Here is a 23,217-nt window from a genome sequence, read left to right on the forward strand (position 1 = left end):
GCGACCGAACCGGATGCGCCCGCCGCGCTGGCTCCGGGCGCGAGCGCGGCGGCGCCGGCAATCAGGGCCGTGGCGGCTGTCGCGGCGAGAGCCGAGCGGCGGGCGGTGACACGGCGCCGGGCGCCGCGGGGGAGTGCGGAACGCATGGGTAACTCTTTCCAGGTTTCCGTGCGTCGCCGGGAGCGCCGGTCCGGTGACTACTTATGGCGGCTGATTGTCTGGAAAGGGTCCGCCCGATCGGTTCATCGTGTCAAGAATCTTTACTAAGTCATTCTGCAATACGGGAATCAGACGGATGGACGTCTTGACTGACGGACGATCAGGTCGCCAGCCACGCAGGCGAGGAGGCGACGGGAGTGGCGTGAGCAGTTAGTGCGGCGCGGTGCCGTTGACTATGGCCAGCACCATGCGCGCCGCCTGTGTCTCCCACTGCGCGTACGCGGTCGGAAAGCCAGACCGCTGAACCGCCTGAGCCGTCTGCCACAGGTACATCGTCATGTAGTGCGGCGCGTAGACGTCCAGCGCCGCGAGGAACGCGTTGGTCGAGTAGTACGGATCGGTGATCTGCGCCGCCGTGCCCCAACCCTGAGACGGCCGCTGCTGGAAGAGGCCGAGCGAGTCGGCGTTCGTCGCGGTCGTCAGATTCACCAGGTCCGATTCCTGGATCGCGGTAGCGGTCGCTATGACCGCCGCGTACAGCGGCATCTTGCGCTGCTCGGCCACCTTGACGATCACGCGCGCGTTGGCCCACTGCGTCGCGGTCGCCGTGAACGTGTTCTGCGTCCCATACAGCGCCGTCGGCTCCAGCTGCGAGAGCGTCGTGTGCGCGTACGGGTTCGGCGGCGCGGTCTTCGTGGGCTTGGGGGTGGGGGTCGCGCTGGCGGAAGGAGAGGCAGCCATGATCGGCGCCGCGGCTGCCTGCACCAACGGCTGCGGGGGAGCGACCGCGATGACCCGGGTGTCCGTCGTCGTGTCCGCGGGATGGGCCGAGAACGCCATCGCCGCCGCGACGCCGCCGGGCCCGCCGACCACGGTGCCGGCCAAAGCCGCCGCGGTGATCGCGGGATAACGCCGGGTCCACGGCTTCTCGACCCCAGCCTGAGTCAGGGCTTTGCTATGCTGGTAGTCGCCGCGACCCTTCGGCTTGCCATGCGAGCCCACCGGTGGATCCGACCTCCCCATCGCAGCGATGTGTGGCTATTGGCGGACGAACTTATAAGAGGATGACTTGGCCTGTCACGGGCGCTGCGGCGTCGCGGTTCGGAAGTTGGCCGGTCGATGGGTGGAACTTGACGATCTGTTGACCTGGGCCAGTGTGTTGATGCCGTTGGCGCCCCTAAGGCCGGGATCACCGGGTTTGCCAGGTCTCTGGCCGCCGATTATAGTTAGTTAACGTAAGCTAACTATCTGGAGCGCCCACATGCCGCCGGACAGCGACACCGAAATGCGTGAGGCAGAAATGCGTGAGACCGGAGAGCGTGACACCGCGAACGCGTCAGCGCACGCCGCATCTGCCTCCGCCACAGCCGATGCGGCTGCCACGCCCGCCGCGGCGTCCATAGCCGCCACCGCGATCCCGCACCCGCGCGGATTCCGCGGCGCGCTGTCCTCGGGCCCGGACCACCCGCACTACAAGTGGGTCGCCCTGTCCAACACCACCCTCGGCATGCTGCTGGCCACGATCAACAGCTCCATCGTGCTCATCTCGCTGCCGGCCATCTTCAACGGCGTGCGGCTCAACCCGCTCGAACCCGGCAACGTCAGCTACCTGCTTTGGATGCTGATGGGCTACATGCTCGTCACCGCGGTGCTCGTCGTCACGCTCGGCCGGCTCGGCGACATGTACGGGCGGGTGAAGATCTACAACCTCGGGTTCGCGGTCTTCACCGTCTGCTCGATCATCCTGTCCCTCGACCCGTTCACCGGCGGGCACGGCGCGCTCTGGCTGATCGGCTGGCGCGTCGTACAGGCGATCGGCGGCGCGATGCTGATGGCGAACTCCACCGCGATCATCACCGACGCCTTTCCCGCCCACCAGCGCGGCACCGCGCTCGGCATCAACATCGTCGCGGCGCTGGCCGGTTCCTTCATCGGCCTGGTCCTCGGCGGAGTGCTGGCCGATTGGGACTGGCGCTCAGTGTTCTGGGTCAACGTCCCGATCGGCGTCATCGGCACCCTCTGGGCGTACAAATCACTGCACGACAACTCGGCGCGCCGACCCGGCCGCATCGACTGGTGGGGCAACGCGACCTTCGCGATCGGGCTGACCGCGCTGCTGGCCGCGATCTCCTACGGCATCCAGCCCTACGGCGGGCACACGATGGGCTGGACAAACCCGCTGATCATCGCCGGGCTCGTCGGCGGCGCCGCGGTCCTGGTCGCCTTCGTCGTCATCGAGTCGCGCACCGCTGAACCGATGTTCCCGCTGGGCCTGTTTCGTTCGCACCTCTTCGCCGGTGCCAACGCCGCCAGCCTGCTGATGTCCGTCGCCCGTGGCGGCCTGCAGTTCATGCTGATCATTTGGCTGCAAGGCATCTGGCTGCCGCTGCACGGATACGACTACGCGCAGACCCCGCTGTGGGCCGGGATTTACCTCGTGCCGCTGACCGTCGGCTTCCTCGTCGCGGGTCCGATCGCCGGCCGGCTGTCCGACCGGTACGGGCACCGCTCTTTCGCGATCGGCGGCCTGCTGCTCATGGCGGCCACCTTCGGCGGGATGCTGCTGCTGCCCACCGACTTCAGCTACCCGGCGTTCGCGGCGCTGATCCTGCTCAACGGCCTCGGCTCGGGCCTGTTCTCCGCGCCGAACGCCTCCGCGATCATGAACAGCGTCCCCGCCCACCAGCGCGGCGCGGCCTCAGGGATGCGCTCAACCTTCCAGAACTCCGGCATGGTGCTGTCCATCGGCCTGTTCTTCTCGCTGATGGTCGTCGGTCTCGCCTCCAGCCTGCCCAGCACCCTTTACAGCGGACTGACCGCGCAGGGAGTCCCGGCGCAGGCCGCCCACGCGGTCGCCGCGCTGCCCCCGGTCGGTGTGCTGTTCGCCGCCTTCCTTGGCTACAACCCGATACAGCAACTGCTCGGCCCACACGTCCTGAGCGCGCTGCCGGCGCACAACGCGGCGACGCTCACCGGCCGCCAGTTCTTCCCGCATTTGATCTCCGGGCCGTTCCACGACGGGCTCATCGTCGTGTTCTGGCTCGCCATCGGGATGAGCCTGGTCGGCGCGCTGGCATCCGCGATACGGCCGCCGCGCCGGACCCGAGCTAAGGTTTGACAATGACCACGCCGCCACCCGATCCGCAGGACATCACCCGCCTGCGTGTCGCGGTCGGCCGCCTGCACCGGCGGCTGGCCCAGCGCTCCACCAGCGAGCTGACTTTCGCCCAGATCTCCGCACTGGTCATGGTGGAGAAGCACGGACCGATCCGGCAGGGCGAACTGGCCGCGCGCGAGAAAGTCGCCGCGCCCTCGATGACCCGTACCGTGAGCGGACTGGTCGAGGCCGGCCTGGTGCAGAAGATCCCGGACCCGGAGGACGGCCGCTCCTGCCACATCGTGGTTACCGAGGCCGCGCGCACCCTGCTGGAGAAGGTGCGCACCGAGCGCTCCGCGATGCTCGCCGAGCGGGCCGCGCGGCTTAGCCCGCAGCAGTACGAGACGCTGGTCGCCGCGCTTCCGGTACTCGAACAGCTGGCCGAAGAAGCCGACTGAGCGTGACGGGCACCGGCTCACACCGGCCCACCACCTGCCGCATGCCGCCTGCCGAACACCACACCCCGGCACCGGTCACGCGGACCGCAGGTGGGAGACTTGCTACATGAACGAGACAGACACTCCCCGCGACGCCGCGCCGCAAGACCAGGCCGCGGCGCCGCAGCAGCAGGAGGAGTGGCCGCCGCGTGAGTGGCGGGAAACCACGCGCGCTGCCGGACACCGCCAGGCGCTGTACGTCGCCCTCGGCATGGTCGCGATCTTCGCTGTGCTCGTCATCGTCGCGATCTGGGGCTCGCACAACGGCTGACGCCTGACCGCCGGCCGCTGACGATCAGTCAGGCAGCGTCGTCGTGATCGCCGAGCGGATCGGCCGCGAGCAGTCGCGCGAGCCAGCGGGCCGCGTTGACGTTCGGCTCCTCGACCCCGGCGAAGCAGGGGAAGACCCGTCCCCACGCCATCGCCCGCGAGATCGGCGCGAGGCGGAGCGCGAGATCTGTGGACCGCTCTAAGTCGGCAACCGAGAATCCCTTGTCGGCCCAGGGCTCAAGGTATGCGCAGCGCAGCTTAGCCAGTCCGGCGGAGTCGAAGAACTGCTTCGAAGAACGCAGCAGGATCAGGAGCGTGCTGAACGGATGAGTCAGCGAAGCGTCGCCCCAGTCGAAGGGAAGGGCGCTCTCGCCGGACCCGAATACGTTGTTCGGGTGCAGATCGCCGTGGTCTAACGAGGGCGGGATGCCGAACCCGTTCAACTCTTTGCAACAAACGCGCACCTGAGCCGCGAACTCGCTCAACTCATCGTGGCGTTTCTCTCCCAAAGCGCGCACTACCGCGTGGCCGGCAAGCAGCGCCTGCAATTGGTCGGGCAACGCCGACGCTCGCAGATCGGGCAGACCGATCGAGAACAATTCCTCGGCGCGTAAGGACAGATCCAGCTGTAGGTTCGCATAGCGATGCAGGAGGGGCGCGAGGTGCGCCGGATCGGGATCGCGTTCCAGCTTCTCGCCCAACCGCGAACCAGCGTCCATCGTCAATGTCCAGGCGCGCTCCGTATCCACGGCGATCAGCGGCGGAACCAGGTCGGGCGCCCACTGCGCCAGCGCCGCGATAAGTGCCGGCTCGAACGCCGAACCAGGCGGATTCGCCTTGAACCAAGCGGCCCCGTGCTCGCCGACCGGTACTCGTGCTACCACCGACCACATACGTGCGCGCAGAGCCGGCTTGCCGGAGCGGCTGAGTCCCGCGCGCGCGAGCTGCTCCTCGATCCAAGCCGCGGCCTCGGCGAGCCACCGCGGGTCGCGCCATGGTGGGACGCCGCTGCTCGGCTCCACCGGAGTGAGATCGACCATATCCATGACCGAGGAGTAGGTCCCGGCGCGCGCTGACACGGCGTCATCCTCGCAGCTCACAACCGCATCGTCGAACGTATTTCCCGGCGGCGGACGCGAAGTCGCAGGTCAGCGCGGTAGCCGTGCTGCCCTGGTCCAGAGCCTGGCCCGGCGAGCGATAGGGCCGCGGCGCACCCACAATGGCAGCATGACGGAACGCGACGAGCTCGAAAACGCCCCAGAGGCCCGTACCGCAGCCAACGCCGCTCCAGACGCTGCCGCCACACCTGCTCCCGAACCCGAATCCGAACCGGACACCGAGCTCATTGCGCCCGTCCGGGCGGGCGCGGACCGCGAGTCCGGCCTCACCGCTGCTCGCGACGTTTCGCCGCAACCTCGCCCTAGCGTCTGGTCCGAGATCAGAGACGCCGTCAGGCCGCGTTCCGCCCTCCTCGTGATCGCGACCCTCTGCCTTGGCGTCGGCTTCATCCTGTCCTATGTCGGTGCCCTGCATCACCCGGCGGCTAAGAACCTGCCGTTCGACGTCGTCGCGCCGGCCGCCGTCCAGAGCCAAGCCGTCTCCGGCATCGCCGGCCTGCCCGGCAAGCCGCTCACTCCGCGTCTGATCGCCGATGCGGCGACCGCCCGCGCCCGCGTCTCCGACCGCACCAGCACCGGCGCGCTCGTCATCGACCCGGCCAGCAACACCGACACCCTCTACATCGCCTCCGCCGCCAGCCCGTCCATCTCGAACGCGGTCACCAGGATCATCCAGGGCGCCGAAGGACAGCAGCAGCGCACCGTCACCGTCCGGGACCTCGTGCCCGTCGCGGCCGCGGACAACGGCGGCCTTTCCTCCTTTTATATGGCCGTCGGATGGACCGTCACCGGCTACCTGATCGCCTCGATTCTCGGTGTCAGTGCCGGAGCACGTCCTGCGACGCCCACCCGAGCCGTCGTGCGCCTCGTCGCCCTCGCGCTGTCCGCCTGCGTGGCCGGCGGCGTCGGAGCCTGGCTGGTGCAGCACGAACTCGGCGCGCTGCCCGGGGACTTCTGGGGACTGGCGCTGGTCGGCGCGCTGGTCGTGTTCGGCGCCGGCGCGGTCACCATGGCGCTGCAAGTCGCCCTCGGCGTACTCGGCATCGGCGTCGCGGTGCTGCTGTTCGTGATCCTCGGCAACCCCTCGGCCGGCGGAGCCTACGCCCGCGCGCTCATCCCGCCGTTCTGGCGCTCGATCGGGGCGTTCTTCCCGCCGGGAGCTGGTACGGACGCCACCCGCGCGGTTGCGTACTTCGGCGGCGCGAACACGGCCGCGCCGCTGTTCATTCTCGGCTGCTACTGCGTCATCGGACTGCTCGCCACGCTCGGCCTCGCCTCAGTCCTGCGCCCGAAGCCCGCGGCCACGCCGGCGAGCGCGACCGCTCGCTAGCGCAGTAGCCCGCTAGCACGTCAGGCGACCGTGCGAACCCGACGCGAACGTCAGGCATCGTCCGGCCCGGCCCCAATGGTCTCGGTGACGCCCGCCGCCTCGTCCGCTTCCTCGACCTCATCGCGCGGAATCCCCAGCAGAAAAAGGATCGTGTCGAGGAAGGGGACGTTCACGGCCGTGTCCGCCGCCTCACGCACCAGCGGCTTGGCGTTGAACGCGACGCCGAGCCCGGCCGCGGCCAGCATGTCCAGGTCGTTCGCGCCGTCGCCGATCGCCACGGTCTCCGACAGGCGCACCCCCGCGGTCGCGGCGAACCGGCGCAGCGCGGCCGCCTTGCCCGGCCGGTCGATCACCTCGCCCACGACCCGGCCGGTCAGCCGGCCCTCCGCGACCTCCAGCGTGTTGGCCGCCGCGAAGTCCAGGCCGAGCTGCCCGACCAGCGTGTCAGTGATCTGAGTGAACCCACCCGACACTATCCCGACCTGATACCCGAGCCGCTTGAGTGTGCGCACCAGAGTCTTCGCACCCGGCGTGTAACGCACCTCCGCGCGCACCTTGTCGAACACCGACTCCGGCAGCCCCTCAAGCAGCGCCACCCGCGCACGCAGCGACGCGGTGAAATCCAGCTCGCCGCGCATCGCCGCCGCCGTCACCTGCTCAACCTGCTCCAGGCAGCCCGCGTGCCGGGCCAGCAGCTCGATCACCTCGTCCTGGATCAGTGTCGAGTCCACGTCCATCACCACCAGGTGCTTGGCCCGTCGCGCCAGCCCCGAGCGCTGCACCGCGATGTCCACCCCGGCGTCGGCCGCGGCCGCGGCCAGCACCCCGCGCAGCTCGGCCGGGTCCACCCCGGACACGTCCAGCTCGATCGCCGTGACCGGGTACTTCGCCAGCCGCACGATCCGGTCGATATTGCCCTGGGCCTCGGCGACCCGCCCCGCCACCATCTCCATCGCCCGCGCGGTCAGCGGCGAGCCGAGCACGGTCACCCGGCTTCGCCCGGCCCGGCGCCTGCGGTTGTCGCCGCGCCCCTCGGTGATCTCCAGGTCCAGCTTCCACGCCGCCGCCCAGCGATGCAGCGCGATCCGGAACTCGGTCTGGTCCGCCGGGGCCGTGACCAGCACGCCGAGTACCAGCCGGCCGCGCAGCACGATCTGCTCGACGTCGGCGACCCGCGCTGCGTAGCCGGTGCGCGCCTCGAACGCGGTGATCTGTTCGAACAGCGCCGCGGTCACCCCGGGACGGTCCGCCCCGAACACCGTGACCAGCAGCGTCGGCGCGTCGTCCGCGAGGCCAAGGGGACGCCCGCCCGGCGCCCCGACGATCTCCGATTGCATGGCCCCACGCTACCGGCCCGTCATCCGCACCCTATAGGTTTGGCCACATGACGGACGTGCTCGACCTGGTCGACGTCTCCCTGGTGCGGGACGGAAAGAAGCTGCTGAGCGGGATCACCTGGCGGGTCGCCGAGGGCGAACGCTGGGTCGTGGTCGGGCCCAACGGAGCCGGCAAGACCACGCTGCTCCAGATCGCCGCCGGGAATTTGCACCCGAGCAGCGGTGCCGCCACCATCCTGGGCGACACCCTCGGCAAGGTCGACGTCTTCGAGCTGCGCCCCCGCATCGGCCTGACCTCAGCGGCCGTCGACCTGCGGCTCGCTCGCACCGCCAAGGTCCGCGACACCGTGCTGACCGCCAGCTACGGCCAGCTGGGCCGGTGGCGCGAGAAATACGACGAGGTGGACACCGGCCGCGCCGACGACCTGCTGGCCTGGTGGGGCATGGAAGGGTTCGCCGAGCGCGTCTACGGCACCCTTTCCTCCGGCGAGCGCAAGCGGGTCCTGATCGCCAGGGCCCTGATGACCGACCCCGAGCTGCTGCTGCTCGACGAGCCGGCCGCCGGGCTCGATCTGGCCGGCCGCGAGGACCTGGTGCGCCGCCTGGCCAATCACGCCGCCGACCCGAGCTCCCCGGTCACGATCCTGGTCACCCACCACGTCGAGGAGATCCCACCCGGCTTCACGCACGTGCTGATGCTGCGCCAGGGCGGCATCGTCGCGGCCGGCCCGGTGCCGCTGACCCTCACCGCGGAGAACCTGTCAGCCTGCTTCAACATCCCGCTGGCCGTGGAGAGCAGCGGCGGCAGGTACTACGCGCGCGGACTGTGACGGACGCGGTCAGCGCCGCCGGACTGAATCAGTAGGCTGAGCTAAGCGGTCGTGTCAGGGCACTGTAAGCATTGAAAAACCAGCTACGGACTGCGCAAAGTCGATCGCCGTCAGTACCATGGTCGGCATGGGCTGGGTCTGGTGGATGGTCACAGCCGTCTTACTGCTGCTGGCCGAGAGTGCGACAGCGACCCTCGCCTGCCTGATGGCCGCGGTGGCCGCCGCAGTAGCCGCCGCGCTGGCGGTCCTCGGCCTGCCGCTGGCCGGGCAGATACCCGTGTTCCTGGCCGCCAGCGCCGGCCTGATCGCCTTTCTGCGCCCAGTCGTGATGCGCCATCAGTCGCGGCCCGGACTGCGCACCGGAGTGGCCGCACTGGTCGGCAGCGACGCCCTGGTCACCAGCCGCGTCGACGCGCACACCGGCCGCATCAAGCTCAGCGGCCAGATCTGGACCGCGCGCGCCTACGACCCCGAGGCCGTATTCGAACCCGGCGCCGTCGTGCAGGTCCTGGAGATCGACGGCGCGACGGCGCTGGTCATTTGAGCACAGCGCTGATCGTTCGCACCACAGCGCCCCCGGGTCATCTTTTCGGCCCGGCGCGTTAGGCCTGACGGGCTGAAACTTTGGGCATAATCGCAGTATCGTGTGGGCTCGTCAGTACTTTAACTTTTGCAGCTCACCGCATCGTCATATCGCGACGCGGCAAGGGGATCCTGGCGCTTGAGGCCGAAGGCCGGCGCCATATCCAGGGGAGGCAGGGATGAGCGTGGTCACCGCGATTCTCGTGGTGCTGATCGTGGTGCTGTCGGTCACCTACTTCCTCTACCGGTCCGTGCAGATCGTCCCGCAGGCCAGCGCCCAGGTCGTCGAGCGCTTCGGCCGCTACCGGCGCACCCTCGAACCCGGACTGCGCTTCCTGGTCCCGGTCGCGGACACCATCCGGGCCACCGTGGACATGCGCGAGCAGGTGGTGCCGTTCCCGCCGCAGGAGGTCATCACCGAGGACAACCTGCTGGTCTACATCGACTGGGTGGTGTACTACCAGGTCACCGACCCGCGCCGGGCCACCTACGAGATCCAGAACTATGTGCAGGCCATCGAGTACCTGGTCTCCACCACGCTGCGCAACATCGTCGGCGGCATGGACCTTGAGCGCACCCTGACGAGCCGCGACGAGGTCAACACCGAGCTGCGCGACGCGCTGGACCAGGCCACCGGACCGTGGGGCATCCGGGTCAACCGGGTGGAGCTGCGCACCATCCAGCCGAACCGCGACATCACCGAGGCCATGGAGAAGCAGGTGCGCGCCGAGCGCGAGCGCCGCGCGACCGTGCTGCAGGCCGAGGGCGTCAAGCAGGCCGAGATCCTGCGCGCCGAAGGCGACCGGCAGTCGATGATCCTCAAGGCCGAGGGCGAGGCGAAGGCCGCGGAACTGCGGGCGGGCGGTGAAGCGCAGGCCATCAAGAAGGTCTTCGAGGCCATCCACGAAGGCGACGCCGACTCCAAGCTGCTCAGCTACCAGTACCTGCAGATGCTGCCGAAGCTCGCCGAAGGCGAGGCCAACAAGGTCTGGATCGTGCCGAGCGAACTGGGCAAGGCGGTCGAGGGCATCGGCGGCGCGTTCAGCAAGATCGGCGCACCGCAGGCCAACGGCGAACCCGGCCCGGGCTCAGGCCCCGGCAACTCTGGCGGCGGCGGGGGAGAAGGCGGCGACCCGGCTCGCCCGGCTGGACCGCGCCCCTCGGCCGCTCCGGCGGCCCCGGCGGCGAGCGGCCCGACCCGAGAGCCGGCCGATCGTCCAGCGCACACGACGCCGCGGCCGCGCCGCCTGTCACCCGCCGATGTGCTCTACGGGGCTGAGGACGAGTAGCCCGAGGCCGGATAACAAGACGATTAGCCAAGGCCGCGCACACCGCCGACGCGGGCGTGCGCGGCCGCGCTGTGTTGAGTCACACAATCGGTAAGGGGCTCGTCTCAGCCGACCACTAGACGTTCCCCGGTAGGCTGGTCGCGTGACGCATGGGATCGGCGAGGTAGTCGCGCTGCTCGCGGCCGGGCTGGCGGCCGGGACCATCAACACCGTCGTCGGTTCGGGCACGCTGATCACCTTCCCGACCCTGCTCGCGTTCGGCTACTCACCGGTGCTCGCCAACGTCACCAACACCGTCGGCCTGGTGCCCGGCGTGATCAGCGGCGTACACGGCTATCGCAAGGAGCTGACGGGCCAGCGATCCCGGCTGCTGCTGCTCGGCAGCGCCTCCGTGCTCGGCGGCCTCACCGGCGCGATCCTGCTGCTCACCCTCCCCGCGGGGGCGTTCAAAGCGATCGTGCCCGCGCTGATCGTTGTCGCGCTCGCGCTCGTCGTCGCACAGCCCGCGCTCGCCCGATGGGTCGCGCTGCGCCAGGCGGCGCGGGGAGGGCGCGGCGAAGCCGGGCGCGCCTACGCCTCGGGCGGTCCGATTCTCTGGGCGCTGGTCTTCGGCACCGGCGTGTACGGCGGCTACTTCGGCGCGGCGCAGGGTGTGATCCTCATCGGGCTGCTCGGCATCGCGTTCACCGACACCCTCCAGCGTCTCAACGCCGCGAAGAACGTGCTGGCCGCGCTGGTCAACGGCGTCGCGGCCGTCATCTTCATCTTCTCCACGCACATCGCCTGGGGCGCGGCCGGGCTGATCGCCGCCGGCTCCGTGCTCGGCGGCCAGCTCGGCGCGCGCATCGGTCGCAAGCTTCCGCCGGCCGCGCTGCGCGGCGTGATCGTCTGTGTCGGAGTCGTCGCGCTCGTCCGGCTGCTCGCCTGACTTAGGACACCAGGGCTGCCGGCGCCCCTCGCGCGCCGGCAGCCCCGAGACCGCTCACCTGTCGTGGTTCAGCCGAACATGCCCGGCTGGTAGTCGCCGGCCGGCTGCTGAAGCATGACGTTGAAGCGGTTGTAGGCGTTGATCACGGCGATGACCGCGACCAGGGCGGCGAGCTGCTCCTCGTCGTAGTGCTTGGCCGCGTTCGCCCACACCTCGTCGGGCACGCCGCCGGCCGCGTCCGCGATGCGTGTGCCCTCCTCAGCCAGCTCCAGCGCCGCGCGCTCGGCCTCGGAGAAGCACTTCGCCTCGCGCCAGGCCGCCACCATGTTCAGCCGCAACGGGTCCTCCCCGGCGTGCACGGCGTCCTTGTAGTGCATGTCGGTGCAGAAACCGCAGCCGTTGATCTGGCTGGCGCGCAGCTTCACCAGCTCCTGGATCGCGAGCGGCAGCGACGAGTCAGACAGGACCTTGCCGGCCGAGTTGACGTACTTGATGACCTTGCCGAGGACCGCGCTGTTCTGTCCGTCCAAACGGGCTTCCATGAGGAACTCCTCCGTCATCGTGGTTGGTTACACAGCTCTGACGGAGTAGCGCGGGGAAGTGTGACAGCGGCGAATGTGACCTGTGTCTCAAGGCGCGGCGGTGCGAAAACCTAGATCCGCGCGGTCCAGTACAGGTCGGTCACGTACGGGATCTCGATCCGGTCGCCGCTACTTTCCTTGTGCCGGTCGAGCACGGCCTCAAGCTCCTGGCGCACCTGCGCGCGGCTCCCGGTGTCCAGGGTGCTGATCACGCTGGAGGTGAGCGCCTGTCCGAGCACGCCCTCGCGGTCCGTCACAAACGGATTCGGCACGTGCTGCGCGGCGAGCGGTGCCCAGCCCGGCAGGTCGTCGAAGAACCGGCGCCACCGGCCGTCGCGGTGCCCCGGAACGGCCTCGGTGCGCCACTGCCGGTAGATCTTCGAGTACTCGGCCACCCACGGCACCGTCTCGTCGAGCGTGTTCCACACCAGGCCGAGCCGCCCGCGCTTGTGGGTCACTCGCTCCACCTCGGCCAGCGCCGCCGCCGGATCGAACCAGTGCCAGGCCTGCGCCGCCACCACGGCGTCCATCTCGCCGTCCGCGAGACCGGTCGCCTCCGCCAGCCCGTCGACCACCTCGACCTGGGGGAGCAGTTCGGCGAGCCGATCGCGCATCGCCGCCACCGGTTCGAGCGCGACCACCCGCGCCCCGGTCAGCGCGAGCAGCCGGGTGAACTTCCCCGTGCCGGCGCCCACCTCGGCCACACACCGGCCGGCGCGCAGATCGAGTGCGTCGGCGAGCACGGCCAGGGACCGCGTCGGGTACGACGGGCGGACGCGCTCGTAGTCCGCGGCGGCGCGCTGATAGCCGAGTTCTGCGGCGTGGTGGATAGCCACAGTGCGAACCTAACACCAACGATCATGCTTTGACCGTATTGGCCGGTGACCAGGTGGCGACCGAAAGGTGACGATCGGATAACGACGCCGGGGCGATAGGCTGGCGATCCGCCGCGCGGCGGCCCGGTGACCCGGTCAACGGCGCCGAAACCGCGCCGCGAGGCCCCGGCGACCATTGCCCTACGCATCAGGACCCTGATTCGTGCGGCAGATGGCGCATCGACGCGAAAGGCAGCGCCCGCACAGTGTCCGTGGAACGCCCCGAGTACGCCCCCGATGAGGCGCCGCCGCCCCCCACGATCCTTTTGGTCTCCACCGCGGACACGGACCTGCTCGCCGCCCGCGCCGCGAGCGCGTTGCCGTCGACCCCGCGGCCGCGCGCCGAGTACCGCGTCGCGAACCCGGCTCGCGTTGCCGGCGCCGACATTCCGGCTTTGCTGGACGGTGTCCGCGTCGCGATTGTGCGCCTACTCGGCGGAGCGCGCGTCTGGGAAGACGGGCTGGCCGCCTTGGCGCGCGCCGGAATCCCGACCATCGCACTGGGCGGCGAAGCCACCCCCGACGCCGATCTGATGGCCTTGTCCTCGGTCCCGCTCTCGGTCGCCGCCGCCGCGTCGGGATATCTCTTGGCCGGGGGACCGGAGAACCTGGCGCGGCTGGCGGAATACCTCGACGCCGCGATCCTGCGCGACGAGCCGGATGCCGCGTACGAGCCGCCGCAGCCGACGCCCCTCTACGGCGTTCACATCGACGCTGCGGGCCGCGAACGTGCTGTGAATCCTGATCGGCCGACCGTCGGCGTCATCTACTACCGCGCTCACGAACTTTCCGGAAACACCGCGTTCGTCGAAACACTCTGCGACGCGATCGAGGCCGCGGGCGCCAACGCACGCGCGGTCTTCTGCGCCTCGCTGCGTTCACTCGGCGAGCAGGACAATGCGGGCTTGACTGACCTGCTGACCGGCTGCGACGCGCTCATCGTCACGGTCCTGGCCGCTGGCGGCGCCGTGGCGGCGGACGCCTCGGCGGGAGGCGATGAGGACGCCTGGGACGTCGGGGCACTCGCGCGGCTCGACGTACCGGTCATCCAAGGACTCTGCCTCACGTCCACGCGCGAGGCATGGCAGGACTCGAACGCCGCGCTCACGCCGATGGACGCCGCCATGCAGGTCGCCATCCCGGAGTTCGACGGCCGCCTGATCACCGTCCCGTTCTCGTTCAAACAGCACAACGCCGACGGCATCGCGGTCTACGTCGCCGACCCGGAGCGGGCCGCGCGCGTTGCCGCAATCGCCGCTCGGCACGCGGCGCTCTCGCGCAAACCCAACCGCGAGAAGCGAATCGGCGTTCTGCTTTCCTCCTACCCGACCAAGCACGCGCGTGTCGGCAACGCGGTTGGCTTGGACACTCCGGCGTCCGCGGTGCGCCTGTTCACGGCGATGCGCGAGGCAGGGTACGCAATTGCCGACTTCCCGCAGGACGGCGACACCCTCATCCACTCCCTGATCGCCGCAGGCGGCCACGACGTCGAATGGCTCACGGCCGAGCAGCTGTCCGCCGCGACGGCGCGCGTGCCCCTCGCCGACTACCAGCGCTGGTTCGCGAACCTTCCCGCCGACCTGCGCGACGCGATCCGCGGGCACTGGGGTGAACCGCCCGGCTCGCTCTACGTCGACGACGCCGACCCGAGCGCGCCGCAGATCGTGCTCGCCAGCCTCACCTTCGGCAACCTGGTGCTGATGATCCAGCCGCCGCGCGGTTTCGGCGAGAACCCGATCGCGATCTACCACGACCCCGATCTGCCGCCCAGCCACCACTACCTGTCCGCCTACCGCTGGCTCGCCGCGAGCTCAGCGCAGGGCGGATTCGGCGCGGACGCGCTCGTGCACCTGGGCAAGCACGGAACGCTGGAATGGTTGCCCGGCAAGGGACTCGGCTTGTCAGCGTCCTGCGCTCCAGACGCCGTGCTCGGCGACCTGCCGCTGGTGTACCCCTTCATCGTCAACGACCCTGGCGAGGGCACGCAGGCCAAGCGGCGCGCGCACGCCACCGTCGTGGACCACCTCATCCCGCCGATGGCCCGCGCAGACTCGTACGGGGAGCTGGCGCGGCTCGAACAGCTCCTCGACGAGTACACCACCGTGCAGGCCCTGGACCCCGCGAAGGGGCCGGTCGTGCGCGCGCAGATCTGGGAGCTGGTCACGGCGGCGCAGCTGCACCACGACCTGGCGGCGTTCCTAGAGGGGCATGGGGACTCGATGCCGGGCGAGGACGCCTTCGACGACTTCGTGCTGCACATCGACGGCTATCTGTGCGAGATCAAGGACGTGCAGATCCGCGACGGCCTGCACATCCTCGGCCGCGCACCCGTCGGCGAGGAACTGGTCAACGACGTGCTCGCGATCGTCCGCGCCCGCCAGATCTTCGGCGGAGCGGCCGGATTTGAGGGCCGCGGGGGAGCGCTGCCCGGTTTGCGCCGCGCCATCGCCGCCGCGCGCGGTCTGCCGCAGGACGCTGAGACCGATCCGGCGCACGTGGACGAACTCGAGGCCGAAGCCAGGGCCTTGATCGAGGCACTCGCCGCCGCCGACTGGAACGCCGACGCGCTTGCCGCCGATGCTGCTGCAATTAACAGGCCCGCCGAAAGTGGGCGGGAGGCGGAGAGCGGTCTATCTCACGTTCTCTCCGCTGGAGAGCTCGACGCCAGCCGCACGCAAGCCACTACGGTCGGCCCGATCACTCCCGACATCGCCGCGGTCCTGCGCTTCGCCGCGCATGAGGTCGTCCCGCGGCTGCGCCGCACCACGGACGAAATCGGCAACGTCCTGCGCGCGCTCGACGGCCGCTACATCCCTGCCGGCCCCTCGGGCTCCCCGACCCGCGGCCTGGTCAGCGTCCTGCCGACCGGCCGCAACTTCTACTCCGTGGACCCGAAGGCGATCCCGTCGCGCAATGCCCACGACGTCGGCCGCGCCCTCGCCGAATCCCTGCTCGCGCGGCACCTCGCCGACACCGGCGCCTACCCGCGCTCGGTCGGCATCACGGTCTGGGGCACCAGCGCCATGCGCACCCAGGGCGACGACATCGCCGAGATCTTGGCGCTGGTCGGCGTCGAACCAGTCTGGGACGACGCCTCCCGCCGCGTCACCGGCTTCGAGGTCATCCCCGCCGAGCGCCTCGGCCGGCCGCGCATCGATGTGACGGTCCGCATCTCAGGGTTCTTCCGCGACGCGTTTCCGCACGTGGTCGCCCTCGTGGACGACGCCATCCAGGCCGTCGCGCAACTCGACGAACCGGCCGAGGTCAACTACGTCAAGGCGCACGCCGACACCGACCAGGCCACGCACGGCGACCGCCGCCGCGCCACGACGCGCATCTTCGGCTCAAAGCCGGGCGCGTACGGCGCGGGCCTGCTGCCGCTCATCGACGCGCGCAACTGGAGCAGCGACGCAGACCTGGCCGAGGTCTTCGCGGTCTGGGGCGGATACGCCTACGGCCGCGGCCTCGACGGACGCGAGGCCCGCGCCGACATGGATGCCGCGTTCCGCAGGATCGAGGCCGCCGCGAAGAACCAGGACACCCGCGAGCACGACATCGTCGACTCCGACGACTACTTCCAGTACCACGGCGGCATGGTGGCCTACGTCAGGGCTCTGACGGGCTCGTCGCCGGCCGCGTATGTCGGCGACTCGGCCGTCCCGGACACGGTCAAGACCCGCACGCTCGCCGAGGAGACTCACCGCGTCTTCCGCTCCCGCGTCGTCAACCCCAAGTGGATCGCCGCCATGCAGCGCCACGGCTACAAGGGAGCGTTCGAGCTCGCGGCGACCGTGGACTACCTGTTCGGTTACGACGCCACCGCGGGAGTGGTCGACGACTGGATGTACGAAAAACTCGCTGCCGCCTATGTCTTCGACGAGACCAACGCGGACTTCATGCGGCGGTCGAATCCGTGGGCGCTGCGGGGCGTCGCCGAGCGCCTGCTGGAGGCCGCCGACCGCAAGCTTTGGTCAGCGCCGGATCCGGACACGCTCGACCGCCTGCGCGAGGTCTATCTGGACATGGAGGGCGACCTCGAAGGCGAATGATGCGGATCTTCACTCGATCTGATGATCGGCACGTATAGGGTAAACCTCTCTAGGGTAATGCTCCCTATAGTGATCGCCATGACCACGATCACTGACCGCCCGGCTACGCTGAGCAAGAGCCCACGTCGTGGCAGCTCACGCTCGGCGAAGGCGAACAGGAGGCGTGCCGTGGGAGTACCGGCGATGCTGCGACAGCACCTCATGCTGTCCGAACCCGCCCATGATCTATGGGTCGAGGGGCGGCTACTCGAGGAACTCGGCATCCCGGACGACAAAAGAACTCGCGTCGAGATCATTGGGGGCGAGATCGTCGTGTCTCCCGGGCCGCTTGTAGAGCACGCATTCATCGTTAGTGACATCCAAGACGCCTTTAGTCGCCGTCGGGTGCTCGAAGCAGACTTCCGATGGCGTACCGCCCAAGTCATCGACTTCAACCTGCCGCGCATCGGCGACGGCTACATTCCTGATCTCATCGTGCTCACCGCGGACGTTTTCGAGGCCGCATCCAACCAACATGCGCGGAGCCTCACGGCCGACATGATCGGCCTGGTGGTGGAGATCACGTCGAAAGCAACGGCGGCTGATGACCGCGCCCCGGGACGTCAGCGGTCGCGGCCGACGAAATGGAACGGCTACGCCCACGAAGAGGTTGAGTTCTACCTGTTGGTCGATCGCGCGCCGAACAAGTCGTTGGTAACGCTCTACTCGGAGCCGAACCCAGCGCGTGGTCTCTATCTCGGCGAGCAGCAGTGGGCGTTCGGAGAGACGATCGTGCTGCCGGAGCCGTTCGGCGTCGAGATCTCGACCGAGAACTGGCTGCCCTGGGAGAAGTAGTAGCCGCGTCAACGGCCGGGCACGGTACGGCTATGCTCTAGGCGACGGTCACGGAGGAATCCGGTGCCTACCCTTGCCGAGCTGCCTGTACGTAGTCGTACCGGCTCGTCTGGGGTCCAGTCCGGAGCGGTCCCGCCACTGTGAGTGCAGCGTGACCCGGTTGACGCCGGGGCGCCGCGTGAGTCAGGAACTCCCAGCCGTCCGTCGGTTTCTTTGCTCGATCGGGCGTGGGCTCCCGGGAGAAGGAAGGCACTTCTGTGGCCGTTGCCGCGCAGGCCGCGGCGGACGTGGCGCGCACCGCGTCCGCGACCGCCGGACAGTTCGCAGCTGCATCAGCGCAGGCGGCTGATCCGCACTTCCCGTTCTCGGCCGTGCTCGGCCAGCAGGACCTGCGGCTCGCGCTCATCCTCAACGCGATCCACCCCGGCGTCGGCGGCGTTCTCGCGCGCGGGGAGAAGGGCACCGCGAAATCCACGCTGGTGCGCGCGCTGGCCGCCGTGCTGCCGTCGGTCTCGGTTGTCCCGGGTTGCCGCTTCGCCTGCGACCCGGCCGCACCGGACCCGGGCTGTCCCGATGGGCCGCATCCCGCGGAACCAGACCCGCGGGGCGAGTCGCGGCGCGCACGCTTGGTCGAGCTACCGGTCGGCGCGTCGGAGGACCGGCTGACCGGTTCGCTCGACCTCGAACGCGCGCTCGGGCAGGGCGTCGCCGCGTTCCAGCCCGGACTGCTCGCCGCGGCGCATCGCGGAATGCTCTACGTCGACGAGGTCAACCTGCTGCCGGACCACCTCGTGGACGTGCTGCTGGACGCCGCCGCGATGGGAGTCGCGCATGTCGAGCGCGACGGGGTCTCGGTGCGGCATGCCGCGCGGTTCATCTTGGTCGGCACGATGAACCCGGAGGAAGGCGAGCTGCGGCCGCAGCTGCTTGACCGGTTCGGCCTGACCGTCGAGGTCGCCGCGAGCCGGGAACCTAAGCAGCGCGCGGAGGTAGTGCGCCGCAGGCTGGCGTACGAGGCCGACCCGGCTAGGTTCGCGGCCGCGTGGGCTGAGGCGGATCGGGAAGTGGGGGAGCGGATCGCGGCGGCGCGGGCAGTGCTCGGATCGGTCGAACTGCCGGACGCGGAACTGGAACGGATCGCGCGGGTCTGCGCGGCGTTCGAGGTGGACGGGATGCGCGCCGATCTGGTGACCGCGCGAGCGGCGATCGCGCTCGCGGCCTGGCGTGGACTGCCGGCGGTGACCGCGGCGGAGGTACGTGACGCCGCGCGGCTCGCGCTGCCGCACCGGCGTCGACGCAATCCGTTCGATGCGCCGGGATTGGACGAGGACAAGCTCGACGAGGCACTTCGGGACCAGGACGACGACCCGCCGCCGGATGCGGATCCTGATGGGCCGGACGACGCGGACCGTCCCGCTGAGCTGGACAAAATTAACAGGCCTCTAGAGCGTGCGGATCCCGAGAGTCCAGACAGCTCGGCCCCGGAAGGTGAGCGTAGGGCGGACAAAAACGAGAACGGCGAGGAGAAGGCGGATCAGGGCGACGCGCCGGGGGAAGGGGCACCGGACTCGTCGAGTGGTGCCCAGTCCGCCAACGACGAGTCGGCCGGGGCGTCGTCGCCTCGTCCTGCGCCTGAGCAGACCGCGGTCGCGCCCGTGGATCCCTATCGCACGAAGCTCTACGCCGTCCCCGGCGTAGGCGAGGGCGTGCCGGGGCGTCGGTCGGCAGGCCGTTCGATGGGGCGAGGTCGCACGGTTGGCGCAGAGGCACCGCGCCAGCTCGTCTCCTCCCTCCACCTTCCCGCCACGGTTCGGGCCGCCGCCGCGCATCAGACCGAGCGTGGCCGCTCGTCCGGTCGGCTGCTGCTGCGCGGTGAGGATCTGCGCACGCCGATCCGGCGCGATCGCGAGGGCAACCTCGTGCTCTTCGTCGTTGACGCGTCCGGGTCAATGGCCGCGCGCGCCCGCATGGCCGCCGTCAAGGGCGCCGTCCTCTCGCTGCTCCTTGACGCGTATCAGCGCCGCGACAAGGTCGGCATGGTCACCTTCCGGGGCAGCGGCGCTGAAGTCGCGCTGCCGCCGACCACCTCCGTCGAAGCCGCGGCCGCACGTCTGCGCGCGTTGCCGACCGGTGGTCGTACGCCTCTCGCCGCCGGTCTGCTAGCCGCCGCGGAGGTGGTGCGGCGGGAGCGGTTGCGGGACGCGCGCCGTCGGCCGTTGCTGGTCGTTGTCACGGATGGGCGTGCGACGAGCGTGGGGGCGGGCGCTGGCACGCCAACCGCATCGGCGAGCGGCGGCGGTTCGCGTGGTGCGCAGGCAGAGGTTAGGCGGATTGCCTCGCACCTGGCTGCGTCGGGCATTGCGTCGATCGTCGTGGACTGTGAAACCGGACCGATCCGGCTCGGCCTCGCCGCGCAGCTGGCCGCACAGCTCGGCGGTGAGCATGTCCCGATGGCAGACCTCGCCGCGACCGGGCAACCGGACGCATTGGCGGCGACCGTGCGCTCGAACCTGGATCCGCTCAAGCAGCACACCGCATCTTCCGGCACCGCGCCCTATGTCGAGCGAAAGGCGGCCTGACCCATGCCCCAAGGACAGCCGCTCTACGTGCCCGACGACGGCCTGACCACCCGTCAGCGCCGCAACCGTCCGCTGCTGATCGTGCACACCGGGCACGGCAAGGGCAAGACCACCGCTGCGTTCGGCCTGGCCCTGCGCGCCTGGAATGCAGGCTGGCCGATTGGGGTCTTCCAGTTCGTCAAGTCCGCGAAATGGAAGATCGGCGAGGAACCGGTCTTCAAGACCCTCGGCGCGCTGCACGAGCAGACCGGCCAGGGCGCGCCGGTGGCGTGGCACAAGATGGGCGAGGGCTGGTCCTGGCTTCGGGGGAACGGGGGTCGCCCCCCGGGATCAAACACTGCGCGCGATCTGCACTCGGACCCTGAGATGCAGGCCGAGAACGCGCGCGCCGGCTGGGAACGGATCAAGGAGGACCTGGCCGCCGAGACCTACCGGCTCTACCTGCTCGACGAGTTCACCTACCCGATGAAGTGGGGCTGGGTCGATGCCAAGGAGGTCGTGCAGGTCCTGCACGATCGACCTGGCAACCAGCACGTGATCATCACCGGCCGCGACGCCGCGCCGGAACTGCTCGACGCCGCGGACCTGGTCACCGAGATGACGAAGGTCAAGCACCCGATGGACGCGGGCCAGAAGGGGCAGCGGGGTATCGAGTGGTGATCCCGCGCATCGTCATCGCCGCCCCGGCCTCCGGCCACGGCAAGACGACCGTCGCCACCGGCCTGATCGCGGCGTTCGCCCGCGCCGGGCTGAGCATCGCGCCATTCAAGGTCGGCCCGGACTACATCGACCCCGGTTATCACGCGCTCGCGGCCGGGAAACCGGGCCGCAACCTCGATCCTTTCCTCGTCGGGGAGGAGCGGGTGCGCGACCTGTTCGCGCACGGCTCGCGGGGCGCGGACCTGGCTGTCGTCGAGGGCGTCATGGGCCTGTACGACGGCGCGGTGGGGCGCGCGCAGTTCGCATCGACCGCGCATGTCGCGCACTTGATCGACGCTCCGGTGATCCTTGTGGTCGATGCGACGGCGCAGGGGCGTTCGGTCGCGGCGCTCGTGCACGGCTTCCGCTCGTTCGATCCGGCGCTTCGGATCGCGGGCGTGATCCTCAACCGGGTCGGATCCGATCGGCACCGCGCGATCCTCACCGAAGCGCTCGACGAGATCGGCGTGCCCGTTCTCGGCAGCCTGCACCGCAGCGCTGCCGTGGCGGCGCCGTCCCGCCATCTCGGACTGGTTCCGGTCGCCGAGCGCGCGCCGGAGTCGGTCGCGTCCGTGGATGCGCTGGCTGAGCTGGTGAAGGGGTCCATCGATCTAGCGGCGGTGGAGCGGATCGCGCGAGCGGCGGCCGCGCTGCCGGAGCGGGACTGGAGCCCGCGGCAAGCCGTCGCCCAGTCGGCTGGCGAGCGCGGCGATGAGGCGGCAGCGGCGCCGGTTGTGGCGATCGCGTCGGGTGCGGCGTTCACGTTTTCCTACGCCGAGCACGCCGAGCTACTCGCGGCGGCCGGGGCGCAGGTCGTCCCATTCGATCCGCTGCATGACGAGAAGCTGCCCGACGAGACGAGCGCTCTCGTAATCGGTGGGGGATTTCCGGAGATTTACGCGCCCGAGCTTTCCGCAAATGGTGCGCTGCGCGCGGCTGTGCGCGAGCTTGCCGAGGGCGGTGGCGTCATTGCCGCCGAATGCGCGGGACTGCTGTATCTCGCCGAGTCTCTTGATGGCGCGGCGATGTGCGGCCTGCTTCCTGCGGCAGCCACGATGACCAAGCAGCTGACTCTCGGCTATCGGGAGGCCATCGCGCCAGAGGACAACCTGCTCTGCGACGCCGGGACGCGGGTGGCTGGGCACGAGTTCCATCGCACAAAGCTCGAACCGGCGGCGGGCGGTACGCCGGCTTGGCTGTGGGCACCGGATCGGGTTGCTGGCAGCAAGGTCGCGGAAGGTTACGCACAAGGCCGGGTGCACGCCTCCTACCTGCACCTGCACTGGGCCGGTACGCCGTCGATCGCGACGCGGATCGTGCGGGAGGCGGCCGCGTGGACCCCTTGATCGCCTCCGCACTCGCCGAGGCCGCGGCGCACACGAACGCCCCGCCAGCTCCGCATTGGGAGCTGACCGGAGTGGGTGTCGGGCCGGGAGATCCGGAACTGCTCACGCTGAAGGCCGTGCGTGTACTGCGTGAAGCAGATGCCGTATTCGCGCCGACGACTGCGCTGGACAAGCCGTCGCGAGCCGCGCAGATCGCGCACGAGGCCACCGGAATCGAGGCGAGGGCGCTCGTCTTCGCCCTCGATGACACCGGCGGGCTCACCGAGGCGCGGACCGCTGCCTGGGACGAGGCCGCGCGCGTCGTGCTGGACGCCTTTCGGGGCGGCGCGCTGCGCATCGCGTTCGCGACGCTCGGCGATCCGAACCTGTACTCGACCTTCACCTACCTCGCGCACACAGTCGCGGCGGTGGAGCCGGGCATCAGGATTCGAACCGTGCCCGGAATCACGGCGATGCAGGACCTGGCCGCTCGCGCCGGTGTCCCGCTGGCCGAGGGACGCGAACCGCTGACCCTGGTGCCCGTCGCAGGTCCCGATGCTGATCGGGCGCTCGACGCGGTCGACGCGGCGCTTGCCGGCACGGGAACCGTCGTGGTCTACAAGGGCGGCCGTCATCTGGATGCCCTCGTCGCGGCGGTCGAACGCGCGGACCGCCGTGAGCACGCGGTCCTCGGCACCGATCTTGGCCTTCCCACCGAGACGATCGCCCGGCTCGCTCGCCGCAGTGCTACGACGGAGCCGGGTTCCGGCCGGGCACCGTACTTCACGACCCTGATCGCACCGCCTGCGCGCGGGCAACGCGGAGGTGCGCTGTGACG

19 protein-coding genes are annotated in these 23,217 nt (G+C 69.9%); 14 read left to right on the top strand and 5 right to left on the bottom strand.

Annotated elements, in window-relative coordinates:
• Positions 1-369: 369 nt before the first annotated feature.
• The gene (locus VN779_RS14930; RefSeq protein ID WP_325723618.1) at positions 370-1,161 is read right to left on the bottom strand and encodes a hypothetical protein; all 792 of its coding nucleotides are present in this window, start codon (positions 1,159-1,161) and stop codon (positions 370-372) included.
• Between the two features lie 505 nt (positions 1,162-1,666).
• Here VN779_RS14930 and VN779_RS14935 point away from each other — a divergent pair.
• The 3 genes from VN779_RS14935 (at position 1,667) to VN779_RS14945 (ending at position 4,024) form a co-directional block, all read left to right on the top strand.
• Positions 1,667-3,277: an MFS transporter gene (locus VN779_RS14935; protein WP_349260802.1), complete on the top strand. Its 1,611-nt coding sequence runs from the start codon at positions 1,667-1,669 to the stop codon at positions 3,275-3,277.
• A 2-nt stretch (positions 3,278-3,279) separates the two neighbouring features.
• Positions 3,280-3,714: a MarR family winged helix-turn-helix transcriptional regulator gene (locus tag VN779_RS14940; RefSeq protein ID WP_325723622.1), complete on the top strand. Its 435-nt coding sequence runs from the start codon at positions 3,280-3,282 to the stop codon at positions 3,712-3,714.
• 106 nt (positions 3,715-3,820) lie between these two features.
• A complete protein-coding gene (locus tag VN779_RS14945) occupies positions 3,821-4,024 on the top strand; it encodes a hypothetical protein (RefSeq protein WP_325723624.1) in 204 nt (67 codons plus the stop codon).
• Positions 4,025-4,052: 28 nt separating this feature from the next.
• Here the strand turns inward: VN779_RS14945 and VN779_RS14950 are convergent, their stop codons facing one another.
• Positions 4,053-5,102, bottom strand: a complete 1,050-nt coding sequence (locus VN779_RS14950) for a hypothetical protein (RefSeq protein WP_325723626.1) — start codon at positions 5,100-5,102, stop codon at positions 4,053-4,055.
• Positions 5,103-5,496: 394 nt separating this feature from the next.
• Here VN779_RS14950 and VN779_RS14955 point away from each other — a divergent pair, with 394 nt between their 5' ends.
• Positions 5,497-6,471 (top strand): hypothetical protein, encoded by a 975-nt coding sequence (locus tag VN779_RS14955; protein WP_325723628.1) that lies wholly within the window; start codon positions 5,497-5,499, stop codon positions 6,469-6,471.
• 50 nt (positions 6,472-6,521) lie between these two features.
• Here VN779_RS14955 and serB read toward each other — a convergent pair whose 3' ends face one another.
• The gene (gene serB / locus VN779_RS14960) at positions 6,522-7,808 is read right to left on the bottom strand and encodes a phosphoserine phosphatase SerB (RefSeq protein ID WP_325723630.1); all 1,287 of its coding nucleotides are present in this window, start codon (positions 7,806-7,808) and stop codon (positions 6,522-6,524) included.
• A gap of 47 nt (positions 7,809-7,855) precedes the next feature.
• On the opposite strand from serB, the gene VN779_RS14965 reads away from it, so the two are divergent.
• From VN779_RS14965 to VN779_RS14980, 4 genes are all read left to right on the top strand, one after another.
• Positions 7,856-8,638: an ABC transporter ATP-binding protein gene (locus VN779_RS14965; RefSeq protein WP_325723631.1), complete on the top strand. Its 783-nt coding sequence runs from the start codon at positions 7,856-7,858 to the stop codon at positions 8,636-8,638.
• 127 nt (positions 8,639-8,765) lie between these two features.
• On the top strand, positions 8,766-9,182 hold the full coding sequence (locus tag VN779_RS14970; RefSeq protein WP_325723633.1) for an NfeD family protein: 417 nt from the start codon (positions 8,766-8,768) through the stop codon (positions 9,180-9,182).
• A gap of 217 nt (positions 9,183-9,399) precedes the next feature.
• Positions 9,400-10,509, top strand: coding sequence for an SPFH domain-containing protein (locus VN779_RS14975; protein ID WP_325723636.1), 1,110 nt, complete (start codon positions 9,400-9,402; stop codon positions 10,507-10,509).
• 142 nt (positions 10,510-10,651) lie between these two features.
• Positions 10,652-11,437 (top strand): sulfite exporter TauE/SafE family protein, encoded by a 786-nt coding sequence (locus VN779_RS14980; protein ID WP_325723637.1) that lies wholly within the window; start codon positions 10,652-10,654, stop codon positions 11,435-11,437.
• Positions 11,438-11,505: 68 nt separating this feature from the next.
• On the opposite strand, the gene VN779_RS14985 is transcribed toward VN779_RS14980, so the two are convergent.
• Positions 11,506-11,979 (bottom strand): carboxymuconolactone decarboxylase family protein, encoded by a 474-nt coding sequence (locus tag VN779_RS14985; RefSeq protein ID WP_325723639.1) that lies wholly within the window; start codon positions 11,977-11,979, stop codon positions 11,506-11,508.
• A gap of 110 nt (positions 11,980-12,089) precedes the next feature.
• Entirely contained in the window at positions 12,090-12,854 is a 765-nt protein-coding gene (locus VN779_RS14990; protein WP_325723641.1) for a class I SAM-dependent methyltransferase, read from the bottom strand.
• Between the two features lie 299 nt (positions 12,855-13,153).
• On the opposite strand from VN779_RS14990, the gene cobN reads away from it, so the two are divergent.
• The 6 genes from cobN to cobI all read left to right on the top strand — a co-directional run bounded on the left by cobN (position 13,154) and on the right by cobI (position 23,215).
• Positions 13,154-16,942 carry a cobaltochelatase subunit CobN gene (cobN, locus tag VN779_RS14995; protein ID WP_349260803.1) on the top strand — a complete coding sequence of 1,263 codons (3,789 nt, stop codon included), beginning with the start codon at positions 13,154-13,156 and terminating at the stop codon, positions 16,940-16,942.
• A gap of 78 nt (positions 16,943-17,020) precedes the next feature.
• Positions 17,021-17,776, top strand: coding sequence for a Uma2 family endonuclease (locus VN779_RS15000; protein ID WP_325723644.1), 756 nt, complete (start codon positions 17,021-17,023; stop codon positions 17,774-17,776).
• Between the two features lie 371 nt (positions 17,777-18,147).
• Positions 18,148-20,355 (top strand): VWA domain-containing protein, encoded by a 2,208-nt coding sequence (locus VN779_RS15005; RefSeq protein WP_349260804.1) that lies wholly within the window; start codon positions 18,148-18,150, stop codon positions 20,353-20,355.
• Positions 20,356-20,358: 3 nt separating this feature from the next.
• Positions 20,359-21,015 carry a cob(I)yrinic acid a,c-diamide adenosyltransferase gene (gene cobO, locus VN779_RS15010; protein ID WP_325723648.1) on the top strand — a complete coding sequence of 219 codons (657 nt, stop codon included), beginning with the start codon at positions 20,359-20,361 and terminating at the stop codon, positions 21,013-21,015.
• Positions 21,009-22,400: a cobyrinate a,c-diamide synthase gene (locus VN779_RS15015; protein ID WP_349260801.1), complete on the top strand. Its 1,392-nt coding sequence runs from the start codon at positions 21,009-21,011 to the stop codon at positions 22,398-22,400. The genes cobO and VN779_RS15015 overlap by 7 nt, the downstream gene beginning before the upstream one ends.
• A gap of 62 nt (positions 22,401-22,462) precedes the next feature.
• Positions 22,463-23,215 (top strand): precorrin-2 C(20)-methyltransferase, encoded by a 753-nt coding sequence (gene cobI, locus VN779_RS15020; protein ID WP_349260805.1) that lies wholly within the window; start codon positions 22,463-22,465, stop codon positions 23,213-23,215.
• The last annotated feature ends 2 nt before the right edge of the window (positions 23,216-23,217 follow it).

The organism is Actinocrinis sp., assembly GCF_035605935.1.
Classification (GTDB): Bacteria; Actinomycetota; Actinomycetes; order Streptomycetales; family Catenulisporaceae; genus Actinocrinis.